The organism is Allobosea sp. 05T439, assembly GCF_056396005.1.
The window spans coordinates 282,381-303,225 of the sequence record NZ_JBFTKP010000002.1 but is presented as its reverse complement, the minus strand read 5'-3'; the positions used below and the strand labels follow the sequence as shown (position 1 = coordinate 303,225).

The 20,845-nt window shown below is 65.6% G+C and carries 23 protein-coding genes; 10 read left to right on the top strand and 13 right to left on the bottom strand.

Annotation, left to right across the window (positions count from 1 at the left end):
• Window positions 1-1,110, top strand: coding sequence for an S-methyl-5-thioribose-1-phosphate isomerase (mtnA, locus tag AC1DIO_RS03510; RefSeq protein WP_441505177.1), 1,110 nt, complete (start codon window positions 1-3; stop codon window positions 1,108-1,110).
• Window positions 1,107-1,751 (top strand): class II aldolase/adducin family protein, encoded by a 645-nt coding sequence (locus tag AC1DIO_RS03505; RefSeq protein ID WP_441489513.1) that lies wholly within the window; start codon window positions 1,107-1,109, stop codon window positions 1,749-1,751. Before mtnA ends, AC1DIO_RS03505 begins: the two co-directional genes overlap by 4 nt.
• A gap of 88 nt (window positions 1,752-1,839) precedes the next feature.
• Here AC1DIO_RS03505 and AC1DIO_RS03500 read toward each other — a convergent pair whose 3' ends face one another.
• Both AC1DIO_RS03500 and ychF read right to left on the bottom strand, forming a co-directional pair.
• On the bottom strand, window positions 1,840-2,850 hold the full coding sequence (locus tag AC1DIO_RS03500; protein ID WP_476853112.1) for a MaoC family dehydratase: 1,011 nt from the start codon (window positions 2,848-2,850) through the stop codon (window positions 1,840-1,842).
• A 19-nt stretch (window positions 2,851-2,869) separates the two neighbouring features.
• Window positions 2,870-3,967, bottom strand: coding sequence for a redox-regulated ATPase YchF (gene ychF / locus AC1DIO_RS03495; RefSeq protein WP_113510844.1), 1,098 nt, complete (start codon window positions 3,965-3,967; stop codon window positions 2,870-2,872).
• 213 nt (window positions 3,968-4,180) lie between these two features.
• Between ychF and AC1DIO_RS03490 the strand changes: the two genes are divergently transcribed.
• Window positions 4,181-4,786 (top strand): DUF5666 domain-containing protein, encoded by a 606-nt coding sequence (locus tag AC1DIO_RS03490; protein ID WP_476853111.1) that lies wholly within the window; start codon window positions 4,181-4,183, stop codon window positions 4,784-4,786.
• Window positions 4,787-4,891: 105 nt separating this feature from the next.
• Here AC1DIO_RS03490 and pth read toward each other — a convergent pair whose 3' ends face one another.
• The 7 genes from pth to AC1DIO_RS03455 form a co-directional block, all read right to left on the bottom strand.
• Entirely contained in the window at window positions 4,892-5,506 is a 615-nt protein-coding gene (gene pth, locus AC1DIO_RS03485; RefSeq protein ID WP_441489510.1) for an aminoacyl-tRNA hydrolase, read from the bottom strand.
• A gap of 120 nt (window positions 5,507-5,626) precedes the next feature.
• Window positions 5,627-6,247 carry a 50S ribosomal protein L25/general stress protein Ctc gene (locus AC1DIO_RS03480; protein WP_441489509.1) on the bottom strand — a complete coding sequence of 207 codons (621 nt, stop codon included), beginning with the start codon at window positions 6,245-6,247 and terminating at the stop codon, window positions 5,627-5,629.
• A gap of 151 nt (window positions 6,248-6,398) precedes the next feature.
• Window positions 6,399-6,962: a VUT family protein gene (locus AC1DIO_RS03475; protein WP_441489508.1), complete on the bottom strand. Its 564-nt coding sequence runs from the start codon at window positions 6,960-6,962 to the stop codon at window positions 6,399-6,401.
• Window positions 6,952-7,695, bottom strand: a complete 744-nt coding sequence (gene queC / locus AC1DIO_RS03470; RefSeq protein ID WP_476768062.1) for a 7-cyano-7-deazaguanine synthase QueC — start codon at window positions 7,693-7,695, stop codon at window positions 6,952-6,954. Before queC ends, AC1DIO_RS03475 begins: the two co-directional genes overlap by 11 nt.
• Before the next feature lie 13 nt (window positions 7,696-7,708).
• Entirely contained in the window at window positions 7,709-8,653 is a 945-nt protein-coding gene (locus AC1DIO_RS03465; protein ID WP_069882563.1) for a ribose-phosphate pyrophosphokinase, read from the bottom strand.
• A gap of 157 nt (window positions 8,654-8,810) precedes the next feature.
• Entirely contained in the window at window positions 8,811-9,371 is a 561-nt protein-coding gene (locus AC1DIO_RS03460; RefSeq protein ID WP_476853110.1) for a hypothetical protein, read from the bottom strand.
• Window positions 9,372-9,431: 60 nt separating this feature from the next.
• Window positions 9,432-10,583 carry a M24 family metallopeptidase gene (locus AC1DIO_RS03455; RefSeq protein WP_476853109.1) on the bottom strand — a complete coding sequence of 384 codons (1,152 nt, stop codon included), beginning with the start codon at window positions 10,581-10,583 and terminating at the stop codon, window positions 9,432-9,434.
• 160 nt (window positions 10,584-10,743) lie between these two features.
• On the opposite strand from AC1DIO_RS03455, the gene AC1DIO_RS03450 reads away from it, so the two are divergent.
• The 6 genes from AC1DIO_RS03450 to AC1DIO_RS03425 all read left to right on the top strand — a co-directional run bounded on the left by AC1DIO_RS03450 (window position 10,744) and on the right by AC1DIO_RS03425 (window position 15,981).
• Window positions 10,744-10,998, top strand: coding sequence for an accessory factor UbiK family protein (locus AC1DIO_RS03450; RefSeq protein WP_441489504.1), 255 nt, complete (start codon window positions 10,744-10,746; stop codon window positions 10,996-10,998).
• A 283-nt stretch (window positions 10,999-11,281) separates the two neighbouring features.
• Window positions 11,282-11,788: a type III secretion system chaperone family protein gene (locus AC1DIO_RS03445; RefSeq protein ID WP_043232643.1), complete on the top strand. Its 507-nt coding sequence runs from the start codon at window positions 11,282-11,284 to the stop codon at window positions 11,786-11,788.
• Between the two features lie 115 nt (window positions 11,789-11,903).
• Window positions 11,904-12,725, top strand: coding sequence for a pyrroline-5-carboxylate reductase (gene proC / locus AC1DIO_RS03440; protein ID WP_441489503.1), 822 nt, complete (start codon window positions 11,904-11,906; stop codon window positions 12,723-12,725).
• Window positions 12,726-12,869: 144 nt separating this feature from the next.
• Window positions 12,870-13,541: a TetR/AcrR family transcriptional regulator gene (locus AC1DIO_RS03435; protein ID WP_476853108.1), complete on the top strand. Its 672-nt coding sequence runs from the start codon at window positions 12,870-12,872 to the stop codon at window positions 13,539-13,541.
• A gap of 104 nt (window positions 13,542-13,645) precedes the next feature.
• Window positions 13,646-15,625: a methyl-accepting chemotaxis protein gene (locus tag AC1DIO_RS03430; RefSeq protein WP_476853107.1), complete on the top strand. Its 1,980-nt coding sequence runs from the start codon at window positions 13,646-13,648 to the stop codon at window positions 15,623-15,625.
• Window positions 15,622-15,981 carry a tRNA-binding protein gene (locus AC1DIO_RS03425; RefSeq protein ID WP_476853106.1) on the top strand — a complete coding sequence of 120 codons (360 nt, stop codon included), beginning with the start codon at window positions 15,622-15,624 and terminating at the stop codon, window positions 15,979-15,981. Before AC1DIO_RS03430 ends, AC1DIO_RS03425 begins: the two co-directional genes overlap by 4 nt.
• A gap of 7 nt (window positions 15,982-15,988) precedes the next feature.
• On the opposite strand, the gene AC1DIO_RS03420 is transcribed toward AC1DIO_RS03425, so the two are convergent.
• Complete coding sequence (locus AC1DIO_RS03420; protein ID WP_441505189.1) at window positions 15,989-16,921, bottom strand: pyridoxamine 5'-phosphate oxidase family protein; 933 nt, start codon at window positions 16,919-16,921, stop codon at window positions 15,989-15,991.
• Window positions 16,922-16,927: 6 nt separating this feature from the next.
• Window positions 16,928-17,551 (bottom strand): glutathione S-transferase, encoded by a 624-nt coding sequence (locus AC1DIO_RS03415; protein ID WP_441505190.1) that lies wholly within the window; start codon window positions 17,549-17,551, stop codon window positions 16,928-16,930.
• A gap of 99 nt (window positions 17,552-17,650) precedes the next feature.
• Between AC1DIO_RS03415 and AC1DIO_RS03410 the strand changes: the two genes are divergently transcribed.
• Window positions 17,651-18,559: a LysR family transcriptional regulator gene (locus AC1DIO_RS03410; protein WP_476853105.1), complete on the top strand. Its 909-nt coding sequence runs from the start codon at window positions 17,651-17,653 to the stop codon at window positions 18,557-18,559.
• 73 nt (window positions 18,560-18,632) lie between these two features.
• Here AC1DIO_RS03410 and AC1DIO_RS03405 read toward each other — a convergent pair whose 3' ends face one another.
• Both AC1DIO_RS03405 and AC1DIO_RS03400 read right to left on the bottom strand, forming a co-directional pair.
• Window positions 18,633-19,979, bottom strand: coding sequence for an ATP-binding protein (locus AC1DIO_RS03405; RefSeq protein ID WP_441489652.1), 1,347 nt, complete (start codon window positions 19,977-19,979; stop codon window positions 18,633-18,635).
• Between the two features lie 106 nt (window positions 19,980-20,085).
• On the bottom strand, window positions 20,086-20,814 hold the full coding sequence (locus AC1DIO_RS03400) for a response regulator (RefSeq protein ID WP_069879638.1): 729 nt from the start codon (window positions 20,812-20,814) through the stop codon (window positions 20,086-20,088).
• Between the last annotated feature and the right edge of the window lie 31 nt (window positions 20,815-20,845).

Below are 20,845 nucleotides of genomic sequence, written 5' to 3'. Positions count from 1 at the left end.
ATGAAGATCGGCGGCAAGGCCTACCGGACGATCTGGCTCGCGCAGGATGGCTGGCGCGTCAGCGTGATCGACCAGACCAAGCTGCCCTTCCGTTTCGAGACCGTCGCGCTTGGGAGTGCCGAGCAGGCCGCCGAGGCGATCCGCAGCATGGTGGTGCGCGGAGCACCGCTGATCGGCGCTACAGCCGCCTATGGCGTCGCCCTGGCCATGCGCGCGGACCCGTCCGACCAGGCGCTGGAGGTGGCTGTCGCGCTGCTTGGTGCGACCCGCCCGACAGCGGTGAACCTGCACTGGGCACTGGAGCGGGTGAGCGCCAGGCTGGCAGGCCTGGATCCAGCTTCGCGCATGGCAGCGGCCTATGACGAGGCTGCTGCGATCTGCGACGAGGATGTCGCGCTCTGCCGCGCGATCGGTGAGCACGGACTTGGCGTGATCCGCGGCCTTGCGGCGGGCAAGGCTCCGGGCGAGCGCCTCAATATCCTGACCCATTGCAATGCCGGCTGGCTTGCCACGGTTGACTGGGGCACGGCGCTGGCGCCGATCTATCTGGCGCATGATGCCGGCCTGCCCATCCATGTCTGGGTCGACGAGACGCGGCCGCGCAACCAGGGCGCGGCGCTGACGGCCTATGAACTCGGCGCCCATGGCGTGCCGCATACCGTGGTCAGCGACAATGCCGGCGGGCATCTGATGCAGCGCGGGCAGGTCGACATGGTCATCGTCGGTACCGACCGGACGACCGCGACCGGAGATGTCGCCAACAAGATCGGCACCTATCTCAAGGCGCTGGCAGCGCATGACAACGGCGTGCCTTTCTATGTCGCTTTGCCGTCCCCGACGATCGACTGGCGGCTGTCGGACGGGCTCGGCGAGATCCCGATCGAGGAGCGTTCGGCACGCGAGGTCACCCATCTCGCAGGCCTGGGCGAGGATGGCGAGGTCGGCCAGTTTCGAGTGGTGGCGCCTGGCAGCCCCGCCGCCAATCCCGCCTTCGACGTCACCCCGGCGCGCCTTGTCACCGGCCTCATCACCGAACGTGGTGTGGCCCCTGCGAGCTCCGAGGGGCTTGCTGGTCTCTTTCCTGATCTGGCGCGCGGAGCTGCGACATGAGTGAAATGGCGCTTCGCGCAGAGATCGTCGCGGTCGCCCAGGCGATCGACAAGGCCGGGTTCTGCCCATCGAAATCCGGCAATGTCTCGGCCCGCTTCGAAGGCGGATTGCTGATCACCCCGTCCGGCCTGCCGTATGCGCAGACAAGGCCGGAGGATCTGATCCATCTCTCGCAGGACGGCACCATCCTGAATGGCTCACGCAAGCCTTCGTCCGAATGGCCGTTCCATGTCGAGATCTACAAGGCGCGCCCGGACGCCCAGGCGATCGTGCACACGCATTCGCCGCGTGCCACCGCGCTGTCGTCGGCAAGGCGCGGGATTCCGGCCTTCCATTACATGATTGCGCTATGCGGTGGGGCCGATGTGCGTTGCGCGGAATACGCGACCTTCGGCACACCCGAGCTTGCCGAGAACGCGGTGAAGGCGCTTGAGGGGCGCAAGGCGGTGCTGCTTGCCAATCACGGCGTCATCGCGCTTGGACAGACACTCGCGGGCGCGCACACGATCGTCGCCGAGGTCGAGAATCTCGCCGGGCAATATCTCGACCTGCTCGCCTCCGGCTTGGAGCCGGTCATTCTTGACGAGGCCGAGATGTCGCGCGTTTCCGCGAAGTTCGCTGGCTACGGCAAGGTCGGCTGAGGACCAGAGGCGTTCTGGGGGCGCGGCCCGGCATGGTCGGGCTTGGCCCCGGCCACATCGCCTGGGACGCTTCAGATCGCGCCGCGGATTAGGCCGGCCTGCGCTCGATGAAGACGCAGCCCTCGAAGCTGAAGACCTCCTCTCCATGCTGGTTCACACCGGCATTGCGATGGAAGAACAGGCCCCATTGCGGGCGGCTGGCGCTGGCGCGGGTTTGAATGACGGTCGAGCTATAGGTGATCCTGTCGCCGACAAAGACCGGTCTGGACCAGCGCAGATTCTTGAAGCCGGGGGAGGGGCCGAGGCGTGGCGCCTGTCCGGGCGTGGCCGCGAGCTGGCGTTTGCGGTGAGCGACCATCGTTGCCATCCAGACCGAGGCCGTATGCCAGCCCGAGGCGGCCAGGCGCCCGAAGGAACTGCTGCGCGCCGCAACATCGTCCATGTGGAAGGGCTGCGGATCGAAGGCACGGGCGAAGGCGACGATTTCCTCAGGTGTGAAGACGAAGCTGCCGAGTTCATGGCTCTCGCCGATCTCGATCTCCTCGAAGAAGGGCGCCGGCTGCGTCTCGCCAGCGGGAATTTCGAGCAGGCTCAGCGCTGCCGGCTGCACATAGCGGGGCGGGTGGGCCAGCCAGTCGCCCCTGGGTTGAGCAAAGCCCGAGCCCTTGCGACCGAACATGATCCAGTTGGTCTGCTCGAGGACCGGCTCGTCGCGCAGGTTCAGGAGCTCGAACCGGAACTGCACCAGGCCCATCTCGGGGCGTGAGCGCGATTCCTTGGTTTCAATCACGCTGCGCCGTGCGCTGAGGACATCCCCCGGCAGCACGGGCCGGAGCCATTTGACCTCTTCGATGCCGGGGGCCCCCATCGAGGCGGCCTCCAGGACGAAGTCCTCGGCGAGCAGCCGCATCAGTAGCGAGCAGCTATGCCAGCCGGACGCGATGAGCTGGCCGACGAAGCTCTGCCTCGCGGCCGCCGGATCGGTGTGGAAATCCTGCGCATCGTAGCGCGAAGCATAGGCGATGATGTCGTCCTGCGAAACGGCGACCCGGCCGCTCTGCTTCACCTCTCCGACGACGAAGTCCTCGAAATAGCGCATAGGTCGCTCGCGGTCCGGCTCAGTTGGCGAAGCGGAAATGCAGCACGTCGCCATCGGCGACGACATATTCCTTGCCTTCGAGCCGGAACTTGCCGGCTTCGCGCGCACCGCTCTCGCCCTTGTGGGCGATGTAGTCGTCATAGGCGATGGTTTCGGCCCGGATATAGCCCTTCTCGAAATCGGTATGGATCACGCCGGCGGCGGCGGGGCCCTTGGTGCCGTTCTCGATCGTCCAGGCGCGGGCTTCCTTCGGGCCCACGGTGAAATAGGTGACGAGGTTCAGGAGCGCATAGCCGGCGCGGATGACGCGGTTGAGACCCGGCTCGGCGAGGCCGACCGCGTCGAGATAGTCCTTCTGCTCTTCGGCCGGCAGGACGGCGATCTCGCTCTCGATCTTGGCCGAGACGACGACGGCGACTGCGCCCTCCTCGGCAGCGCGGGCCTTCACTTTCTCGGAGAAGCCATTGCCCTTGTCGGCGCTGGCTTCCTCGACATTGCAGACATAGAGCACCGGCTTGGACGAAAGCAGGCCGAGCATCTCGAAGGCCTTGCGTTCCTCGGCTGCGACCTGGACGAGGCGTGCCGGCTTGCCGTCGCGAAGCAGGACGAGGCAGCGGTTCATCAGGTCGGCCAGTTCCTTGGCCTCCTTGTCGCCCGACTTCGCCTTCTTCTCCAGCGGCTGCACGCGCTTCTCGAGGCTCTCGAGATCGGCGAGCATCAACTCGGTCTCGATGGTCTCGATATCGTCGATCGGAGAGATCTTGCCCTCGACATGGGTGATGTCACCATCCTCGAAGCAGCGCACCACATGGGCGATGGCGTCGCATTCGCGGATATTGGCGAGGAACTGGTTGCCGAGGCCTTCGCCCTTGGAGGCACCGCGCACGAGCCCGGCGATATCGACGAAGGTCAGGCGCGTCGGAATGATCTCCTTCGAACCGGCAATGGCGGCCAGCTTCTCCAGCCGGTCATCGGGTACCGCGACGTCGCCGACATTCGGCTCGATCGTGCAGAAGGGATAGTTCGCCGCCTGTGCCGCAGCCGTCTGCGTCAGTGCGTTGAACAGGGTCGACTTGCCGACATTCGGCAGGCCGACGATACCGCATTTGAAACCCATGATGGCTGGTCCGTTGCGTCGCCGCCGCAAAGGGGCGGTCGCGAGATGATGATTGGAATGTCCAGGGCCTTATTGGGGTCCGGGCGGCAAAAGACAAGATGGCAGGGGCCAGGGACGGCTCACGCGAACGTGCATGGCGAGGCGCTGCGCAGGAGCGCAGGACTTCGCGAGACGGCGATCTGTCTGCGCCGGTCCATTCGACGGAGCTCTTCCATGCGCGCGCTCTCTGCCAGTCTCTTCGCCGCAGCTCTCGTCCTGACCAGCAGTATCGTACAGGCTCAGGCGCCGGCGACACGGGTGCGTGGCACGATCGAGAAGCTCGAAGGCTCGGCGCTGACAGTGAAGACGCCGAGCGGCGAGGACGTCGCGGTCGCCCTGGCCCCCGGCTACTCGGTTGGCGGGGTGGTCAAAGCCAGCCCAAACGACATCAAGAAGGGCAGCTTCGTCGGCGTCGGTGCGCGGCCGCAGGCTGACGGCACGCTTCTCGCCGTCCAGGTCCTGATCTTTCCCGAGGCGATGCGCGGGACGGGCGAAGGGCACAGGGCCTGGGGAGTCTTGCCAGACAGCACCATGACCAATGCGACCGTGGCCGAGACGGTTTCGCGCGTCGATGGCGCCAATCTCGTCCTGACCTATCCCGGTGGGGAGCAAAAGGTAACGATCACGCCCGAGGCCAATATCATCATGGCCGCACCCGCCGAAGCGTCCGAGCTGTCGCCGGGGGCACAGGTCGCGTTCACGGCGACGCGCCAGCCCGGCGGCGGTCTTCTTGCCAGCCGAGTCACGATCGCGAAACAGGGCGCCCAGTTGCCGCTCTGATCCATCGCCCGAAAAGTGGATTGCGGTTTTCGAGAAAGCCGATGCAAACACGGAAAGGCTCGTTCATCGGACCCGATACGAGATCGGGTCCGATGAACGAGCCTTTTAGTCCTCGGCCTTCTCGCCGAGGCGCTTCACCGCGGCATGGCCGCGCGCGTCCATGAAGAGATGCACCTTGTTCTGGAAGCCAGCATCATCGCCCGCGGCGAGCAGAGTGGCGTAATCGGCGCAGGCCGTGCAGAGATCCTCGACCCAGGGCTGCTCAGCCTTGCCGAAATCGTTCAGCACATAGGCATGGACGAGGGCCTTGTCGCCGGGATGGCCGATGCCCATGCGGACGCGGCGGTAGTCGTTGCCGATCGCGGCCGTCATCGAGCGCAGCCCGTTATGGCCGGCATTGCCGCCTCCGAGCTTCACGCGCAGCTTGGCCGGAGCGAGATCGAGTTCGTCATGGAAAGCGATCACGTCGGCGGGGGCGATCTTGAAGAAGCGAGCCGCCTCGCCGACCGCGCGGCCGGATTCGTTCATATAGGTCTGCGGCTTGAGCAGGATGACCTTCTCGTTACCGATCGTCGCCTCGCAAGCCTCGCCCTGGAAGCGTGAGCGCCAGGGGGAGGCCCGGTATGTGCGGGCAATCGTCTCGACCGCCATGAAGCCGATATTGTGCCGGTTGCGGGCATAGCGCGCGCCGGGATTGCCGAGACCGGCAAAGATCAGCATGGCAGGTCACTCCGGCAGTCGGGAGGGGCTGGCGGTCCTGCGCCTCCCTCTAAAGCAAGACGGCCGGGAAACCCGGCCGTCCAAGTGGTCTCGCGAAGGCAGCGCCGAAGCGCGGCATCCTCAGGCCTTGGCGGCCTCGGTGCCTTCGGCTGCGCCCTCGGCAGCAGCATCCTCGATCACCGACGGCGCCACGATCGTGACCAGCGTCAGGTTCTCGCGGGTGGTCAGGCTGACGCCTGCCGGCAGCTTGATGTCGTTGACATGGATGGACGTGCCAACGCCCAGGCCAGCGACGGAGACGTCGAGGGACTCGGGGATGTTCTCAGGCGCGACGTCGATTTCGACGTTGTGCTCGACGATCTGCAGGGTGCCGCCGGACTTCAGGCCCGGGCAGGCCTCCTGATCGACGACGTGAACCGGAACCATGACCTTGATGGTCTGGCCGGCTGCGACGCGCAGGAAGTCGACGTGAATCGGGAAGTCCTTGACCGGGTCGAGCTGGTAGTCGCGCGGAATGACGCGCGTCTTCTTGCCGCCGACATTGATCTCGAAGATCGTGGTCAGGAAGTGGCCGCCATAGATCATCAGGCGGGTCTGGTTGGCGTTGAGCGCGATCGCCTGCGGGGCTTCGCCCGCACCATAGATCACGGCAGGAGTCTGGCCTTGACGACGAACTGCCCGGGCGGCCCCCTTGCCGACCTGGGTGCGCGCCGAAGCCTCGATTTGCTTCACGGCGGTCATGATGATGGTCCTCGTTTTCTTGATAAAGACACGGCCGCCCGATGGCGGCCGTCTTGGTCTCGCGCCCGTGCCTCCAAGGGTGTCAGTCGAGCGCGAGGAGGCTCATAGGCGAAAAAGCGGGAAAGCTCAACCCGGGGACGGGCGCTTCCGCTCAGGCGGCGACCAGTCCCAGCCGCTCGTCACGCCGGCGCAGCAGGTGCATCAGCGGCAGCGCCAGCAGTACCATCCAGGCCTTGCCGATGATCTGGCCCGACAGGAAGTCGAGGCTGCCGAAGGCGAGCCAGAGGAAGACGATGCTGTCGATGACGAGGCCGACAAGGCTCGATGCGATCACGGCCGTGACGAAGCGGCGCCGCTGCAGCGGCGTGTAGACGGCGAAGTCCGCGAGCTCCGAGAGAAGGAAGGCCGCGACCGAGGCGACGACGATCGCCGGCGGAGCAAGAAAGCCTGAGATCGCGGCGCCGACGAAGATCGCGCCCAGTCCGACCTTGGCACCGAGGCGGCGCTGGACGATGTCGCGCAGCACGAGCGCGAGGCCGATCATCAGCACGCCGCTCGGCGCCTTGATGCCCGGCGCGACCGGCACGAGGCAAGGACCGTTCGGCACGCAGACCGTGCCGACATTGCCGAGCATCCAGTTCGCGGCGGGGATGGTGAGCGTGAAAAGGACGAGGGCGACCAGCCCTTCGGTCCAGCGCTGCTGATCAGGAGTCATAGGATGGTCCAGTGTCGTCCGGTGAACAGAGAAAGCCAGCATAGCCCTTCGCCCGCAGCTCGCAGGCGGGGCAGGTTCCGCAGCCATAGCCCCAGGAATGGCGTGTCGTCCGGTTGCCGAGATAGCAGCTATGGCTGTCCTCGACCACCAGATCGAGCAACGTCTCGCCGCCAAGCTCGCGGGCCAGCGCGAAGGTCTGCGCCTTGTCGCGCCACATCAGCGGCGTGTGCAGCACCAATCGCCGGTCGAGCCCGAGATTGAGGGCGACCTGCATCGCCTTGATCGTGTCATCGCGGCAATCGGGATAGCCGGAATAATCGGTCTCGCAGACGCCAAGCACGATGTGCCTGCAGTTCCGGCGATAGGCCAGCGCCGCGGCGAAGGTCAGGAAAATCAGGTTCCGTCCCGGCACGAAGGTCGTCGGCAACCCGGTATCGGCGAAGGCGATCTCGCTCTCTCGCGTCAGCGCGGTCTCGGAAATCGTGCCGAGCGCAGCGAGGTCGATGATGTGGTCCGGCCCGAGCCGCTCCGCATAGGCCGAGGACAGGGTGGGCAGCTTATCGCGAATCGCGAGCCGGCATTCCAGCTCGACGCGGTGGCGCTGGCCGTAATCGAAGCCGACGGTTTCGACCGAGCCGAAGCGTGCAAGGGCCCAGGCGAGCGTGACGGTCGAATCCTGCCCGCCCGAGAACAGGACGAGTGCGCGGCCTTCGCCGGTCGTGGCAGCCGTCATCATACCATCCCGTTCAGTCGAACAGGCTGGAGACGCTCGATTCGCTCGCGGTGCGCTCGATCGCCTCGCCCATCAGGTTGGCAATGGAAATGACGCGGATGTTGCGCGCCACCTTCACTGCCTCGGTCGGCATGATCGAATCGGTGATCACCAACTCCTTGAGCTTGGAATTGGCGATGCGTGCGACTGCGCCGCCCGACAGCACGCCATGGGTGATGTAGGCGTAGACTTCCCTGGCGCCTTCCGCGAGCAGCGCTTCGGCGGCGTTGCAGAGCGTTCCGCCGGAATCGACGATATCGTCAAGCAGGATGCAGGAGCGGCCCTCGACCGAGCCGATGATGTTCATCACCTCGGATTCGCCCGGCCGGTCGCGGCGCTTGTCGACGATGGCGAGCGGAGCGTCGATGCGCTTGGCCAGTGCACGGGCACGGACCACGCCACCGACGTCCGGTGAAACGACCATGGCGTTCTTGTAGTCGAGCCGTTCCTTGATATCGCGGGCCATCAATGGCGCGCCGAACAGGTTGTCGGTCGGGATGTCGAAGAAGCCCTGGATCTGTCCGGCATGGAGATCGAGCGTCAGAACGCGGTCGACGCCGGCATGGGTGATGAGATTGGCGACGAGCTTGGCCGAGATCGGCGTACGGCCCGAGGCACGGCGATCCTGCCGGGCATAACCGAAATAGGGGATCACCGCGGTGATGCGCCGTGCCGAGGAACGGCGCAGGGCATCCGTGATGATCAACAGCTCCATCAGGTGGTCATTGGTGGGGAAGGAGGTCGATTGGATGACGAAGACGTCCTGCCCGCGAACATTTTCCTGGATCTCGACGAAGACCTCCATGTCGGCGAAACGCCGGACCTGGGCCTTGGCAAGGGGGATTTCGAGGGAGGCACAAATCGCTTCGGCGAGCGGCCGGTTGGAGTTTCCGGCGACGACTTTGAACGAAGAGGGCATGCCGTGGCGCACCGTGAGGACTGGCGGGGGCGGGAGTCGTGAGACCGGCTGAATTCGCAGCGCTCATAACAGCGCCATGACAATGAGTCGACCGCTGCACTGCAAAAACAGTGCGCGAATCACGCCTCACCCCACTGCGTTCAGCGGGATGCCTCGCTCAGGAGCGCTTGCCGCTGGTCGCAGCAGCCGTCTTGGTTTTCGCCTTGTCCTTATCCTTGGCGCCGTCCGCGGCAGGTTTGTCCGGCACCGGAGCGGTCACGAGGAAACTCGCGATCGCGTCCATCGAATCCGATGCTGCCTTGGCGACGATGGTCTGGTCGATGCTCGACCAGGGATCGCCGCCGCCGCCGCGCCTGCCGAGGCTCTCGCCCTGCACGCGCTGGGCGCGCTTCTTGCTCTCGTCATAGACGTCCCAGACGAAGGCCAGCGCAGTCTGGCCGTCCTCTGTCGGCTGGGCGGTCAAATAGCCGCGAACCCGGAAGCGCGCGGGTGCGTTGCCGGCGACGATCTCCATCTTGCGTTCCGCCGCCGCCTCGCCGAGCAGGCTCGCAAAATTCGTGGTGACCTGGTCGGGCGCACCGGAGATGCTCTGGACCGAGACCGGGACGCCGGGCGCATCGACGCGCGGACGCGCGGCCGTGCTGGTGGTTTCCTGGCAGCCTGCGAGCGCAAGCGCGAGAGCTGGCCCCAGAACGAGGCCACTTAAACGACTAAACATGACGCCTCCCGCTTTTTGCGTACGGGTTTGCTGAGGATTCCCTGCGTGACTCTTGTAGGGTCAACGGATCGCGAGGTCCAGATCGGGCAAGTTCAGGTTTTCTGCGCCTTTATCGCCGACGAGATAGGTGCGGCCGAGGCACATCGCGGTCTCGCTCGCCGAATCCATCAGAATCATATGGGCGAACATCACCATGCCCGGAACGATCGGCCAGTCGTTGCTCTCGTAGAACATCGGCCAGTCCATCCAGCTCGGCGTGAACTTTGCGCCAAGCGAGTACCCGCAGGCATTGAGTCGGTGGCTGGAAAGACCGTGTTCGTCGAAGACCCGGGCATGGGCGGAGAAGACATCGCCTGCGGTCCGCCCCGGCTTCAGTTCAGCCTCGCAGGCGAGGAGCGCCGCCTTGGCGGCTTCATGATAGCTGAGATGCAGCGGGCGGGGCTCTCCGACCACGACGGTTCGCATGATCGCAGCATGGTAGTGCCTGTCGACGCCCGCGAATTCGAGCGTGATCTGGTCCTGCGCGTCGAGCGTCCGGCGGCCCGACTTGTAGCGGCAAAGCAGGGCGTCGCGGCCGGAGCCGATGATGAACTCGTTGGCCGGATAGTCGCCGCCACCCGCGAAGATCGCATCGTGCTGTGCGGCCAGGATCTCGCCCTCGTCGGCGCCGGCCCGGATCAGGTCGAGCGCCGCCCTGTCGGCGGCGTCCGAGAGAGTGGCCGCGCGCCGGACACGGGCAATCTCTGCCGCCGATTTCACGGCGCGCAGCCGTGTCACGATCGTAGAGCTCTCGACGAGAACGCTGATATCCGCGAAGGCCGCTTCCAGCTTGCGGCCGTTTGCCGCGACAAGGCCGTAGGATTCAAACTCCACGCCGATGCGCTTGCCGGCCAGGCCGAGATCCTGTGCCAGCATGAGCAGGTCACGCGCAGGATTCGCGTCGCGGCCATCCTTCCAGATGCGGATATCGGCCAGATTTGAGGTGTGCTCGGCCTGGCGCAGATCGGCAGAGCGGGTCAGCAACGCCATGCTGCCATCAGCCTTCACCACCAGGCACTGGAAGAAGCAGAAGCCGAAGGTGTCATAGCCGGTCAGCCAGAACATCGATTCCTGCTGGAACAGGAAGAGCGCATCGAGCCGATCGGCTTGCATGGCTAAGAGCAGGGCATCGCGCCGGCGTGCGAATTCGGCGGGTGAGAAGTGCAGGGCCATGGCTCGCGAATCCCCTGTGCTGACGTGGTCCTCATGTTTAGGCCGGGCTCGCTCGGGCTCAAAGGACGTGGACGATGTGCCGCTGCGATTGCGGGCGAGGCCTTCGTCGCCCATATCAGGCGTGCTATGGAGCGCCGGCATCCGGCCCTGGAGATTGATGATGGCCACGACCTCGAACCGCATACTCGACGATCTCGCTCGTCTGGTCACCGACGCCGCGGGAGCCGCCCAGGGTGTGCGCCGTGAGGTCGAGACGGTCGCCCGCACGCAGATCGACCGCCTCCTGCGCGAGATGGACGTCGTGACACGCGAGGAGTTCGAAGCCGTGCGCGAGATGGCGGTTCTGGCCCGTGAAGAGAATGACAAACTCGCCGCACGGCTGGCTGCACTCGAGGCTGGACGCGACAAGGGCTGAGCCGGCCCGTTTTCCGGCTGTGGACAGCAGCCGGTAGGGATTGAGCCCAACCCCCGAATCCGCCGAGCCTGCATCAGGTGTTGGGAGCGTCGTCGCGCCTGCGCTATCGTCGAAGGAGAGGTGATTCGCCGGTCGTATCCGCTTGGGGTGCGTTTGGCGGTCAGGAGGCCATGTAGCGGCTTCCGCAGTCTTGTTGCGTCCCGCGCTTCCCCGTCGCCGTGTTCCCGTTCTCGAACGAGCTGGACCCGCATTCGCGCGGGGAGCTGGCAGTTGGACCCTGGGCATGATGGACCTTGACCTGGACGCAGAAGCCGAACGGCCTGCCAATCCTCTCGACCTGATCGAGCGCCTCGCCGCACTCAATAACTGGACGTTCGACCGCGACAGCGATGACGAGCTCTCCGTCTCCGTCACCGGAGGCTGGTCGGACTATCATGTCGCGATCACCTGGCTCTCCGAAGTGGAGGCGCTCCACATCGCCTGTGCCTTCGATCTCAAGGTGCCGGAGCGGCGGCGCGGCGAGGTGTTGCAACTTGTCAGCCTCGTCAACGAGCAGCTCTGGCTCGGCCATTTCGACCTCTGGAGCTCGGAGAACGTGGTGATGTACCGCCACGCGCTCCTGCTTTCGGGCGGTGCTGAGCCGACCGACGAGCAGGCCGCCGCCCTGATCAAATCGGCGATCGACGCCTGCGAGCGCTATTTCCAGGCCTTCCACTTCGTGGTCTGGGCCGGCAAGAGCGCGCGCGAGGGGCTCGAGGGGGCGATGCTCGAAACAGTCGGGGAAGCCTGAGACCCTGCTTTCGTCATGCCCGGGCTTGACCCGGACATCCGTTGCCGCTTCTGGTCGTGCGATGCCCGGTTCCGGGCTGCGCAAGACGTCACATATCGTTCCTCGTGAGGCCTCCATGTCCCGTTCCTTGCCGCAAACCCTTGTCCTCATTGGTGCGGGCAAGATGGGTGGCGCCATGCTCGAGGGCTGGCTGCGCATCGGCATGGATCCGACCGGAATCACGCTGATCGACCCCAAACCCTCGGACGAGATCGCGACGCTGGCGGCCGAGAAGGGCATCGCGCTCAATCCTGAGCCGCGCTCGGTGCCGCCGACCGAGGTTCTCGTGCTCGCGACCAAGCCGCAGATGCTCGATACGGCAGCGCCCTCGGTCCAGGCGTTCATCCAGCCGCAGACCCTGCTGATTTCCATTCTGGCCGGCAAGACACTCGGCGATCTCTCGGCGCGTCTGCCCAATGCCACGGCGATCATTCGCGCGATGCCGAACCTGCCGGCTTCCGTACAGCGCGGCGTCACTGCGGCTGCCGCCGGCAGGGGCGTCAGTGCTGATCAACGGGCGATGGCGGATGCGCTGCTCGGGAGCATCGGAAAGGTCGAATGGCTCGCGACCGAAGATCTGATCGACGCGGTCACAGCCGTTTCGGGCTCCGGTCCCGCCTATGTCTTCCATCTCGTCGAGTGCCTGGCGGCAGCTGGCGTCGCAGCGGGACTTCCGGCCGAGACGGCCGAGCGCCTGGCGCGGGGCACCATCGAAGGAGCAGGGGAGATGCTCTATCAATCGCCGCTGTCGCCGGCGACCTTGCGCCAGAACGTGACCTCGCCTGCCGGAACGACGGCGGCAGCACTCGAAGTGCTGATGGCCGATAACGGACTTGCGCCGCTGATGCGCCGCGCCGTCGCTGCCGCCAAACGTCGCGCCGAAGAGCTTTCCGGCTGAACGGCCTTTCCTCGGCCGTGATCCAGACCTACCTTTCCGTCATCGCTTTGCGAATGGAGAGGTCCGATGGCCCGCAAACCCGCTTCCCCCAAAGCTGAAAAGCCTGCTGCAGGCGCGCCGCCCGCCGACTCGCGGAAGGCGGTGGTGGACGCGCTTTTCAATCTTGCGGCCGCGCGGCCGTGGGACGAGATCGAGCTTGGCGATATCGCTGGCGAGGCCGGCGTCGCGCTTGCGACATTGCGCAACCTGTTTCCGTCCAAGCTCGCCATTCTCGGCGGGCTGACCCGTATCGTCGACGATGCGGTGCTCGCCGGCCAGTCCGATGACCTCGCAGACGAATCCTACCGCGAGCGGACGTTCGACCTGGTCATGCGCCGCCTCGATGCTCTTGCCCCTTACAAGGCCGGCCTGCGGCGCGTGATGCCGGCGCTGCGGCGCGATCCCCTGGCACTCGCGGCTCTCAATCGCGGTGCGGTCAATTCCTGGCGCTACATGCTCGCCTCGGCGGGGATCCCGACGGAGGACGCGCTGGGAGGGGTGCGCGTGCAGGGCGCGGTGCTGCTGATGGCACGTGTCGCCGATGTCTGGCTCGACGATGACGAGCCCGAACTCTCCCGGACGATGGCCCGTCTCGATCGCGAACTGAAGACTGCGAGCTGGGTGATGTCGCGGGCCGAGGATATCCATCGGCTCACGGCTCCGTTGCGCGGACTCGCCCGTGCCTTCTGCGGAGCCCGTCCGCGGGTTCGCCGCCGGGAGCGTGGCGAGGATGGCCGCCGGGGCGAGGATAACGAGGATTTCGCTCCCGCCATGTAGCATCGCCGCGCGCCAGCAAAATGAGGCGAGAACGGGGCAGAATTAACAAGGCCTTAGTTGTTGCCCGGGGAGTGTGAAGAATCACACCTCGCGAGGCTCACTCGATGCCGTTTCTGAAGAAGCTTGCTGCCTTGTCCATCGGCCGTTCGTTCGGTCTCATCGCCATTCTCGCGGCCGTCCTCGCCATCGGTGGGGTGAGCTTCACGCTCGTCCAGGCCCGCAGCGAGATGATCGCCCTCAAGCGCGCCGAGATGAAGAACGCCGTCGAGGCGGCTGCATCGACGGTCAACAGCTTTCTGGCGCGGGCTGATAAGGGTGAGTTGAAGGAACCCGAGGCGAAGAAGATGGCGCTCGATGCCATTTCCGCAGCGCGCTTCGACAACGGAAACTACTATTTCGTCGTCAATTTCGACGGCATCAGCGTTCTGCATGCCAATAAGAAGATCGAGACGACGGACATGATGCCGTTGAAGGATGCGGCCGGAAAGTTCTTCGTCAAGGAGATGGTCGAACTCGCCAAGGCAAAGGGCACCGGATTTCTCGACTATTTCTGGCTGAGGACGAGCGACAAGGAGCCTTCTCTCAAGATTTCCTATGTCGTCTCCGTGCCGAAATGGAACTGGGTCGTCGGTTCCGGGCTGCATGTCGACGATGTCGACGCGGCCTTCCGTGGCATGATGCTCGATGTGGCCAAGGTCCTGGTTCCGCTTGGCCTGCTCATGCTTGGTCTGGTCGTGTTCCTGAGCCGCCGCTCGTCGAGCATGCTGACCTCGCTCGCGGATACGATGAACGAACTTGCGACCGGCAATCTGCAAAACCCCATCGCGCATCAGGAGCGTGGCGACGAGATCGGCAGCATGGCGCGTGCTCTCGTCGTCTTCCGCGATGCGGCTCTGGCGAAGGAGGAGATCGAGGCCGACAAGCAGCGCGTTGAGGCGCAGGCGAGCGCGCATCGCGATGCCGCCGACCTGGATCGTCGCCGCAACGAAACCGAGCGGGCCCAGAGTTCCGCCCAGCAGGAAACGGTTGTCCGTGCGCTCGGGGCGGGTCTTGAACATCTCGCCGAGGGGGACCTGACCTACCGGATCGCGGATGTCTTTGCCGCCGACTACGTCAAGCTCAAGGACGACTTCAATGGCGCGATCGCCCGGCTGCAGGAGACGATGCGCCAGATTGCGACCAACACCGAAAGCATGAAGGCAGGCTCGGGCGAGATCAGCCAGGCGGCCGATGACCTCGCCAGCCGGACCGAGCAGCAGGCCTCATCGGTGGAGGAGACGGCAACCGCGCTCGACGAACTCACCGCCACCGTACGGCAGACCGCCGAAAGTGCGCGCCTCGCAAGCCAGGCGACCACTCAGGTCAAGACCGAGGCCGAGCAGTCGACCCAGATCGTGCGCGACGCAGTGTCGGCCATGGGCGGCATCGAGAAGTCTGCGGACGAGATCTCGCAGATCGTGGGTGTCATCGACGAGATTGCCTTCCAGACCAATCTGCTGGCACTGAATGCCAGCGTCGAGGCGGCGCGCGCGGGCGATGCCGGCAAGGGTTTCGCGGTCGTCGCGTCCGAGGTCCGGGCGCTGGCGCAGCGTTCTGCCGAAGCGGCCAAGGAGATCAAGGGATTGATCACTGCTTCGACAGTCGAGGTGGACAAGGGGGTTGCGCTGGTCGGCCAGACCGGCAATGCGCTGCAGCGGATGGCCGGCGAGATCACCCGCGTCACCGCGCTGGTTGCCGAGATTGCGTCGGCAGCCCAGGAGCAGGCTGCTGGACTCCAGGAGGTCAACAGCGCCGTCAACGAGATGGACCAGGCGACGCAGCAGAATGCCGCCATGGCGGAAGAGTCGACGGCCGCGGCGCATGCACTGTCGCAGGAGGCTGATCGCCTCGCGGCTCAGGTCGCGCGCTTCAGGCTTGGCGGAGACGTTGCCGGCTTGCAGGATATGGCACGCAAGATGGCGAGCGTCGTCCCGCCCGCTCCTCGCGCAGCGGCCCCGAGCCGCAAGCCTGCCCCTCACCACGGAGCGGCGCCTGCCCGCAAACTCGAGCCGAGCGCGCATGATCGCGCCTGGGAGGAATTTTGAGTACGACGTCCGAACCGCCGGAGACGATCAGCTTCGACGATTTCCTCAAGGTCGACATTCGTGTCGGCACCATCGTCGAGGCACTGCCTTATCCCGAGGCACGCAAGCCGGCCTTCAAACTGGTGATCGATTTTGGCGGCGAGATTGGTCTCAAGAAATCGTCGGCGCAGATCACCACGCACTATCGCTGCGAGGATCTTCCGGGCCGGCAGGTCCTCGCGGTGGTCAATTTCCCGCCGCGCCAGATCGGAAAATTCATGTCAGAGGTCCTGACGCTCGGCATGCCTGATGGTAACGGCGAGGTGGTGCTGATCGGGCCCGGCCTCGCTGTCCCTAATGGTGGCCGGCTCTTCTGACGAGGGCTCAGGCAGCGGAACGGTCTCGCTGCCACGTCCCGGTTTCCAGTGTGGTCGGCGCCGGTTCGGCTGCCGACCAGTTGAAGGGCAGTGCGCGCTTGCGCCGCCAGGCGCGTGCGATGCGAAAGCGCCAGAGCCGCTGCGAGCCGCTTAAGGTTCCGAGCTCCGGGCCGCTCCAGACGATCTCCGTTTCGCCCTGAAGCTGAATGATGTCGCCCATCGCGAAGTCGGGAATGAGCAGCGCGGCGCGCGGCTCCAGCAGCAGATTGCCGAGTGTGTTGAAGTAGCTGTTGCCGGTGAAATCCGGGATCGTCAGGACGTCGCCGTCGATCCGGACAAAGCCCGGCCGGCCGCCGCGATGCGAGATGTCGACACCCGCGGCCGATCCGCCCTGGGGCCCGGACGAACTGGCGATGAACAGGGTATCCACGGCTCCGATCACGGTCCGGGCAGCCGCGTCCAAACGGGTCAGTGGCTCCGCCACCTCCGGCGAGCGGGCAATCGCTGTCGGGACGCGGGTCTGGATGTATTTCGCACAGTTCCCGAAGCTCTGTGAGACCTCGACCGAGAGACTGTCGGCATCGCGGGCGGCAATGATGCCGTTGGCGCGGTTACGTCGCCTCGTCGTGAAGTCGAGGCCAAGCAGGCCGACGGGACGGTCCGTTTCCAGCGCTGCGGCCGCCGGATCGGCTGCCGAGGGCAGCGCGGCGATGCGCAAGCGGGTTGGCGCGGGGCTTTGCACGAAGCCGGCTTCTCCGCACAGCACGGTTGCGATCGGCCAGCCATCGCGATCGAGCCCGCCGACGAAAAGATAGGGCAGGAGCGGGAAGAAGGTCCTGTGCTGGTCCGGCATGAGGGGGCGGATGCCGGCTCCCCGCGAGAACAGGCCCGCGCGGGCCTGTGCATCGAGCTCACCTCGATGGAAGGGGGATTCGTCCATGGCGCATCATCCCTTGGCGGGAAGCGGGGAGGGCGGAATCGGCTTGAAGAAGGGCAGAGCCTCGATCCGCGCGGTCCAGGCTCTCACTGCCGGGTAGGGCTCGAGCGAGATGCCGCCTTCCGGAGCGTGCGCCACATATGAATAGCAGGCAAGGTCGGCCAGCGTTGGCTGTTCCGCCGCGAGGAAGGCGCGCTCCGCCAGGTGACTTTCCATGAAGGTGAGCAGCCGCGAGGAGATCCGTTCGGCGCGGGCGGCATCGTCCTTCAGTCCAAACTGGGTGATCAACCGCGCGGTCGAGGGACCGTGCATGACCTCTCCGGCTGCGATCGAGAGCCAGCGCTGGACCTGGGCCGCGGCGAGTGGCTCGCTTGGCAGCCAGGCGCTGTCCGGAGCGTAGCGCTTCACCAGATAGACCATGATCGCGTTGCTGTCGGCCAGTACCAGCGCCCCATCCTGGAGCACCGGGATCTGGCCGAGCGGATTGAGCGCGAGAAAGGCTTCGCTCCTGCGCACATCAGCCGGAGCGGAAGCGAAGCGATAATCGAGTCCGAGAGCCAGCAGCAGCAGCTCGACGCGATGGCCGTGGCCAGAGAGCGGCGTGCTGTGAAGGGTGATGCCGGTTGGTGACATAGGGTGACCTCCAGAGGTGAGGTCGCAGTCTGTTTGTTTCAGTTCTTGAGCGAAACGCACTATCTTTGAAAGTCAGAATTCCATGGATAGGAACATTGATTGGACCGCCTCGACGAATTGGCGATCTTCGTCGCCATCCTTGATACCGGCAGCCTCGCGGGTGCGGGCCGGCAGCTGCGCCGTTCGCGCCCGGCGGTGACGCGGGCTCTTGCCGGGCTCGAGGAACGCGTCGGCGCACGCTTGATTGCCCGTACCACGCGCCAACTCACTCCGACGGATGCCGGGCGTGCGCTCGCGACCTCCGCGAGACGGATGCTGGCCGACTACGAGGCGTCGATGTCGGGTGTCGCCGCGGCCCCGGTTCGTGGCCTGCTGCGGGTCACTGCCCCGCTGGCCTTCGGCCGGCGCCATGTCACGCCCTTGGTGACGGAGTTCCTGGACCTGCATCCCGAGGTACAGGTCGAACTCGTTCTGGCCGACCGCAATCTCGACATGATCGATGAAGGGCTCGACGTCGCAATCCGGATCGGTCCATTGCCGGATTCGCGGCTGGTCATACGCAAAGTCGGCGAGGTCAGACGCCTCCTGGTCGCGGCTCCATCCTATCTCGCAAGCCGTGGCATGCCGTCGCGCCCCTCGGACCTGCTGCAGCATGACACCATTGCCAGCGTGGCAGCAGGGCAGGGCATGCTCTGGCGTTTTGGTGGATCGGCGCGCGGGTCGAGCGTTGCCGTCGCGCCCCGGTTCATCGTCAACGAGATTGAATCGGGCCTGATTGCGGCCCGCGCCGGTCGCGGGCTGGCACGGCCGCTTTCCTATCAGGTGGCAGATGACATTGCCGCGGGAACATTGGTGCGACTGCTGCGTGAGTTCGAGCCGGCCCCGCTGCCTGTGCATCTCGTTGTCCCGAGCGGGCAGCTTCTGGCAGCGAAGGTAAGGGCCTTCCTTGATCAGGCGGCCGCGTATTTCCAGCGCCTCGGCGTGATCCGGCCCGAAGGCGTGTCGTGAGGTCCAGCGAAGCCCGCGATGGCCGAGACGACAGCGCTCCCCCGCGAGTCCACGGGGCGTGATGTCGCGCAGATCAGACCGGAAGTCGGACGGTGGCGCGCAGGCCGCCCAGCGGTGAGTCCGCCAGGATGATGTCGCCGCCATGGGCCCGGGCGATGTCTCGGGCAATGGCAAGACCGAGGCCTGTGCCGCCGCTGTCGACATTGCGGGCCTCATCCAGCCGGAAGAACGGACGAAAAACATCCTCCCGCAAGCCGGCGGGGATGCCTGGGCCGTCATCGTCGATCATCACGATCAGATAGCGGGCGTCGTGGGTAGCACGAATGGCGATGCGATCGCCGAAGCGTGCTGCGTTGGAGACGAGATTCGTCAGCAGGCGGCGGATCGCGTCCGGCCGAATCACGACCAGCGGGTCGCCGACGACTTCGAGCTCGGTCTGATGGCCTTGCCGTTCGGCATTGACCTTCAGATCTTCCAGAAGGGCGCGGATATCGGTCTCGACCGCAGCCTCGCCGACGTCGCCGCGAGCGAAGGCGAGATAGTCCTCGAGCATACGGCTCATCTCGTCGACATCCTTCTCCAGCGCGTCGATCTCCGATGAGCGTTCGAGCAGTGCGAGTGAAAGCTTGAAGCGAGTCAGGATCGTGCGCAGGTCGTGGCTGACGCCGTTGAGCATGGTCGTGCGCTCGCCGACCGAGCGTTCCACGCGGCGCTTCATTTCTATGAAGGCGTTGCCGGCACGCCGGACCTCGCGCGCGCCGCGCGGCCGGAAATCGGAGTCGCGTCCCTTGCCAAATGCCTCCGCAGCGTCGGCCAGGCGCAGGATCGGCCTGATCTGGTTACGCAGGAACAGCACGGCGATGGTCAGCAGGATCAACGATGTGCCGATCATCCAGATCAGGAAGATATGGCTGTTCGAGGCATAGGCCTGACTGCGCCGCGTCAGTACCCGCATCACATTCGGCCCGAGCTTCACCCTGATCTCGATCAGGCTGGAGCGGCCGACCGTATCGAGCCAGAAGGGGCGTGCGACCTGCTGGCTCAGTTCCGTCGAGAGCGCACTGTCGAGCAGCGAGAAGAACGGGCGGGGGCCCGGTGGCGGCAGATCGGCGTCCGGGATGATGTCGACATCCAGGCCGAGGCGCTCCAGTGCGATGCGACTGAGCACGCTTGCCTGCGCATCCTGCGGATAGCTCTCATAGACGTCGATCAGCGCCGCGATGTCGGCCGAGACGGCCGAGGACAGGCGTTGCGTCACCGTCTGCCAGTGCCGCTCCATGAAGACATAGGCGATGACCGACTGCAGCAGCACGACCGGCGCAATGACGATGACGAGGGCGCGCGGATACAGGCCCTTCGGCATGTAGCGGCCGATCATCCGCAGCGGCCGACCGCCGAGCTTGAGCACGGGCCTGAGCATGCGTGCGAGCCCGACCCGCACATGTTCCACCGCGGCCCCGACCCGCCGAAGGCCGAGGCCGACGGCCTGAGCCAAGCGCATGCCACGCGCGCCGATTTGCATCGATTCAGCCCCGATCCGTGACCAGCCGGTAGCCGACACCCCGAACGGTCTGGAGATAGAGCGGGTCTGCCGGGTCGCGCTCGATCTTGCGGCGCAGCCGGTTGATCTGGACGTCGATGGTGCGGTCATTGGCCGCCGAGCCCTGCGCCGCGAGCTGTTCGCGCGGAACATGCTCACCCGCGCGCTCGGCCAGGGCCGTCAGGATCTCGCGCTCGCGCTCGGTGAGCCGGATCGTTTCCTCGCCATGGCGCAATTCGCCGCGGGCGAGACCATAGATGAAGGGGCCGAAGCGGACGAAATCAGGGTGGCTGCCCGATTGCGGAGCATCCACGACGATGGTTCGCTTGAGGATGTTGCCAAGCCTCAGGATGAGCTCGCGCGGCTCGAAAGGCTTGGTGAGATAGTCATCGACGCCGATTTCCAGCCCGTTGATGCGGTCGGCGCTGTCGGCGCGCGCGGTCAGCATCAGGATCGGGGCATTGGAACCGCCGCGGAAACGACGGGCAAAGTCGAAGCCGTTCTCGCCGGGCATCATGATGTCGAGCACGATGGCGTCGAAGACGAGATGGGCAAGGCGCGAATCGGCCTCGGCCGCATTGGCGGCAGTGGTGACACGGTAGCCGTGATCGCCGAGAAAGCGCGCCAGCAGGTCGCGCAGGCGGCGGTCGTCATCGACCACGAGGATATGCGGGGCCTCGTCGGGGACCGGCTTCAGGGCCTTGGCTGCGGTCATCGGGCTTGGTCCTCTTCGTAGCCGGAGCGCG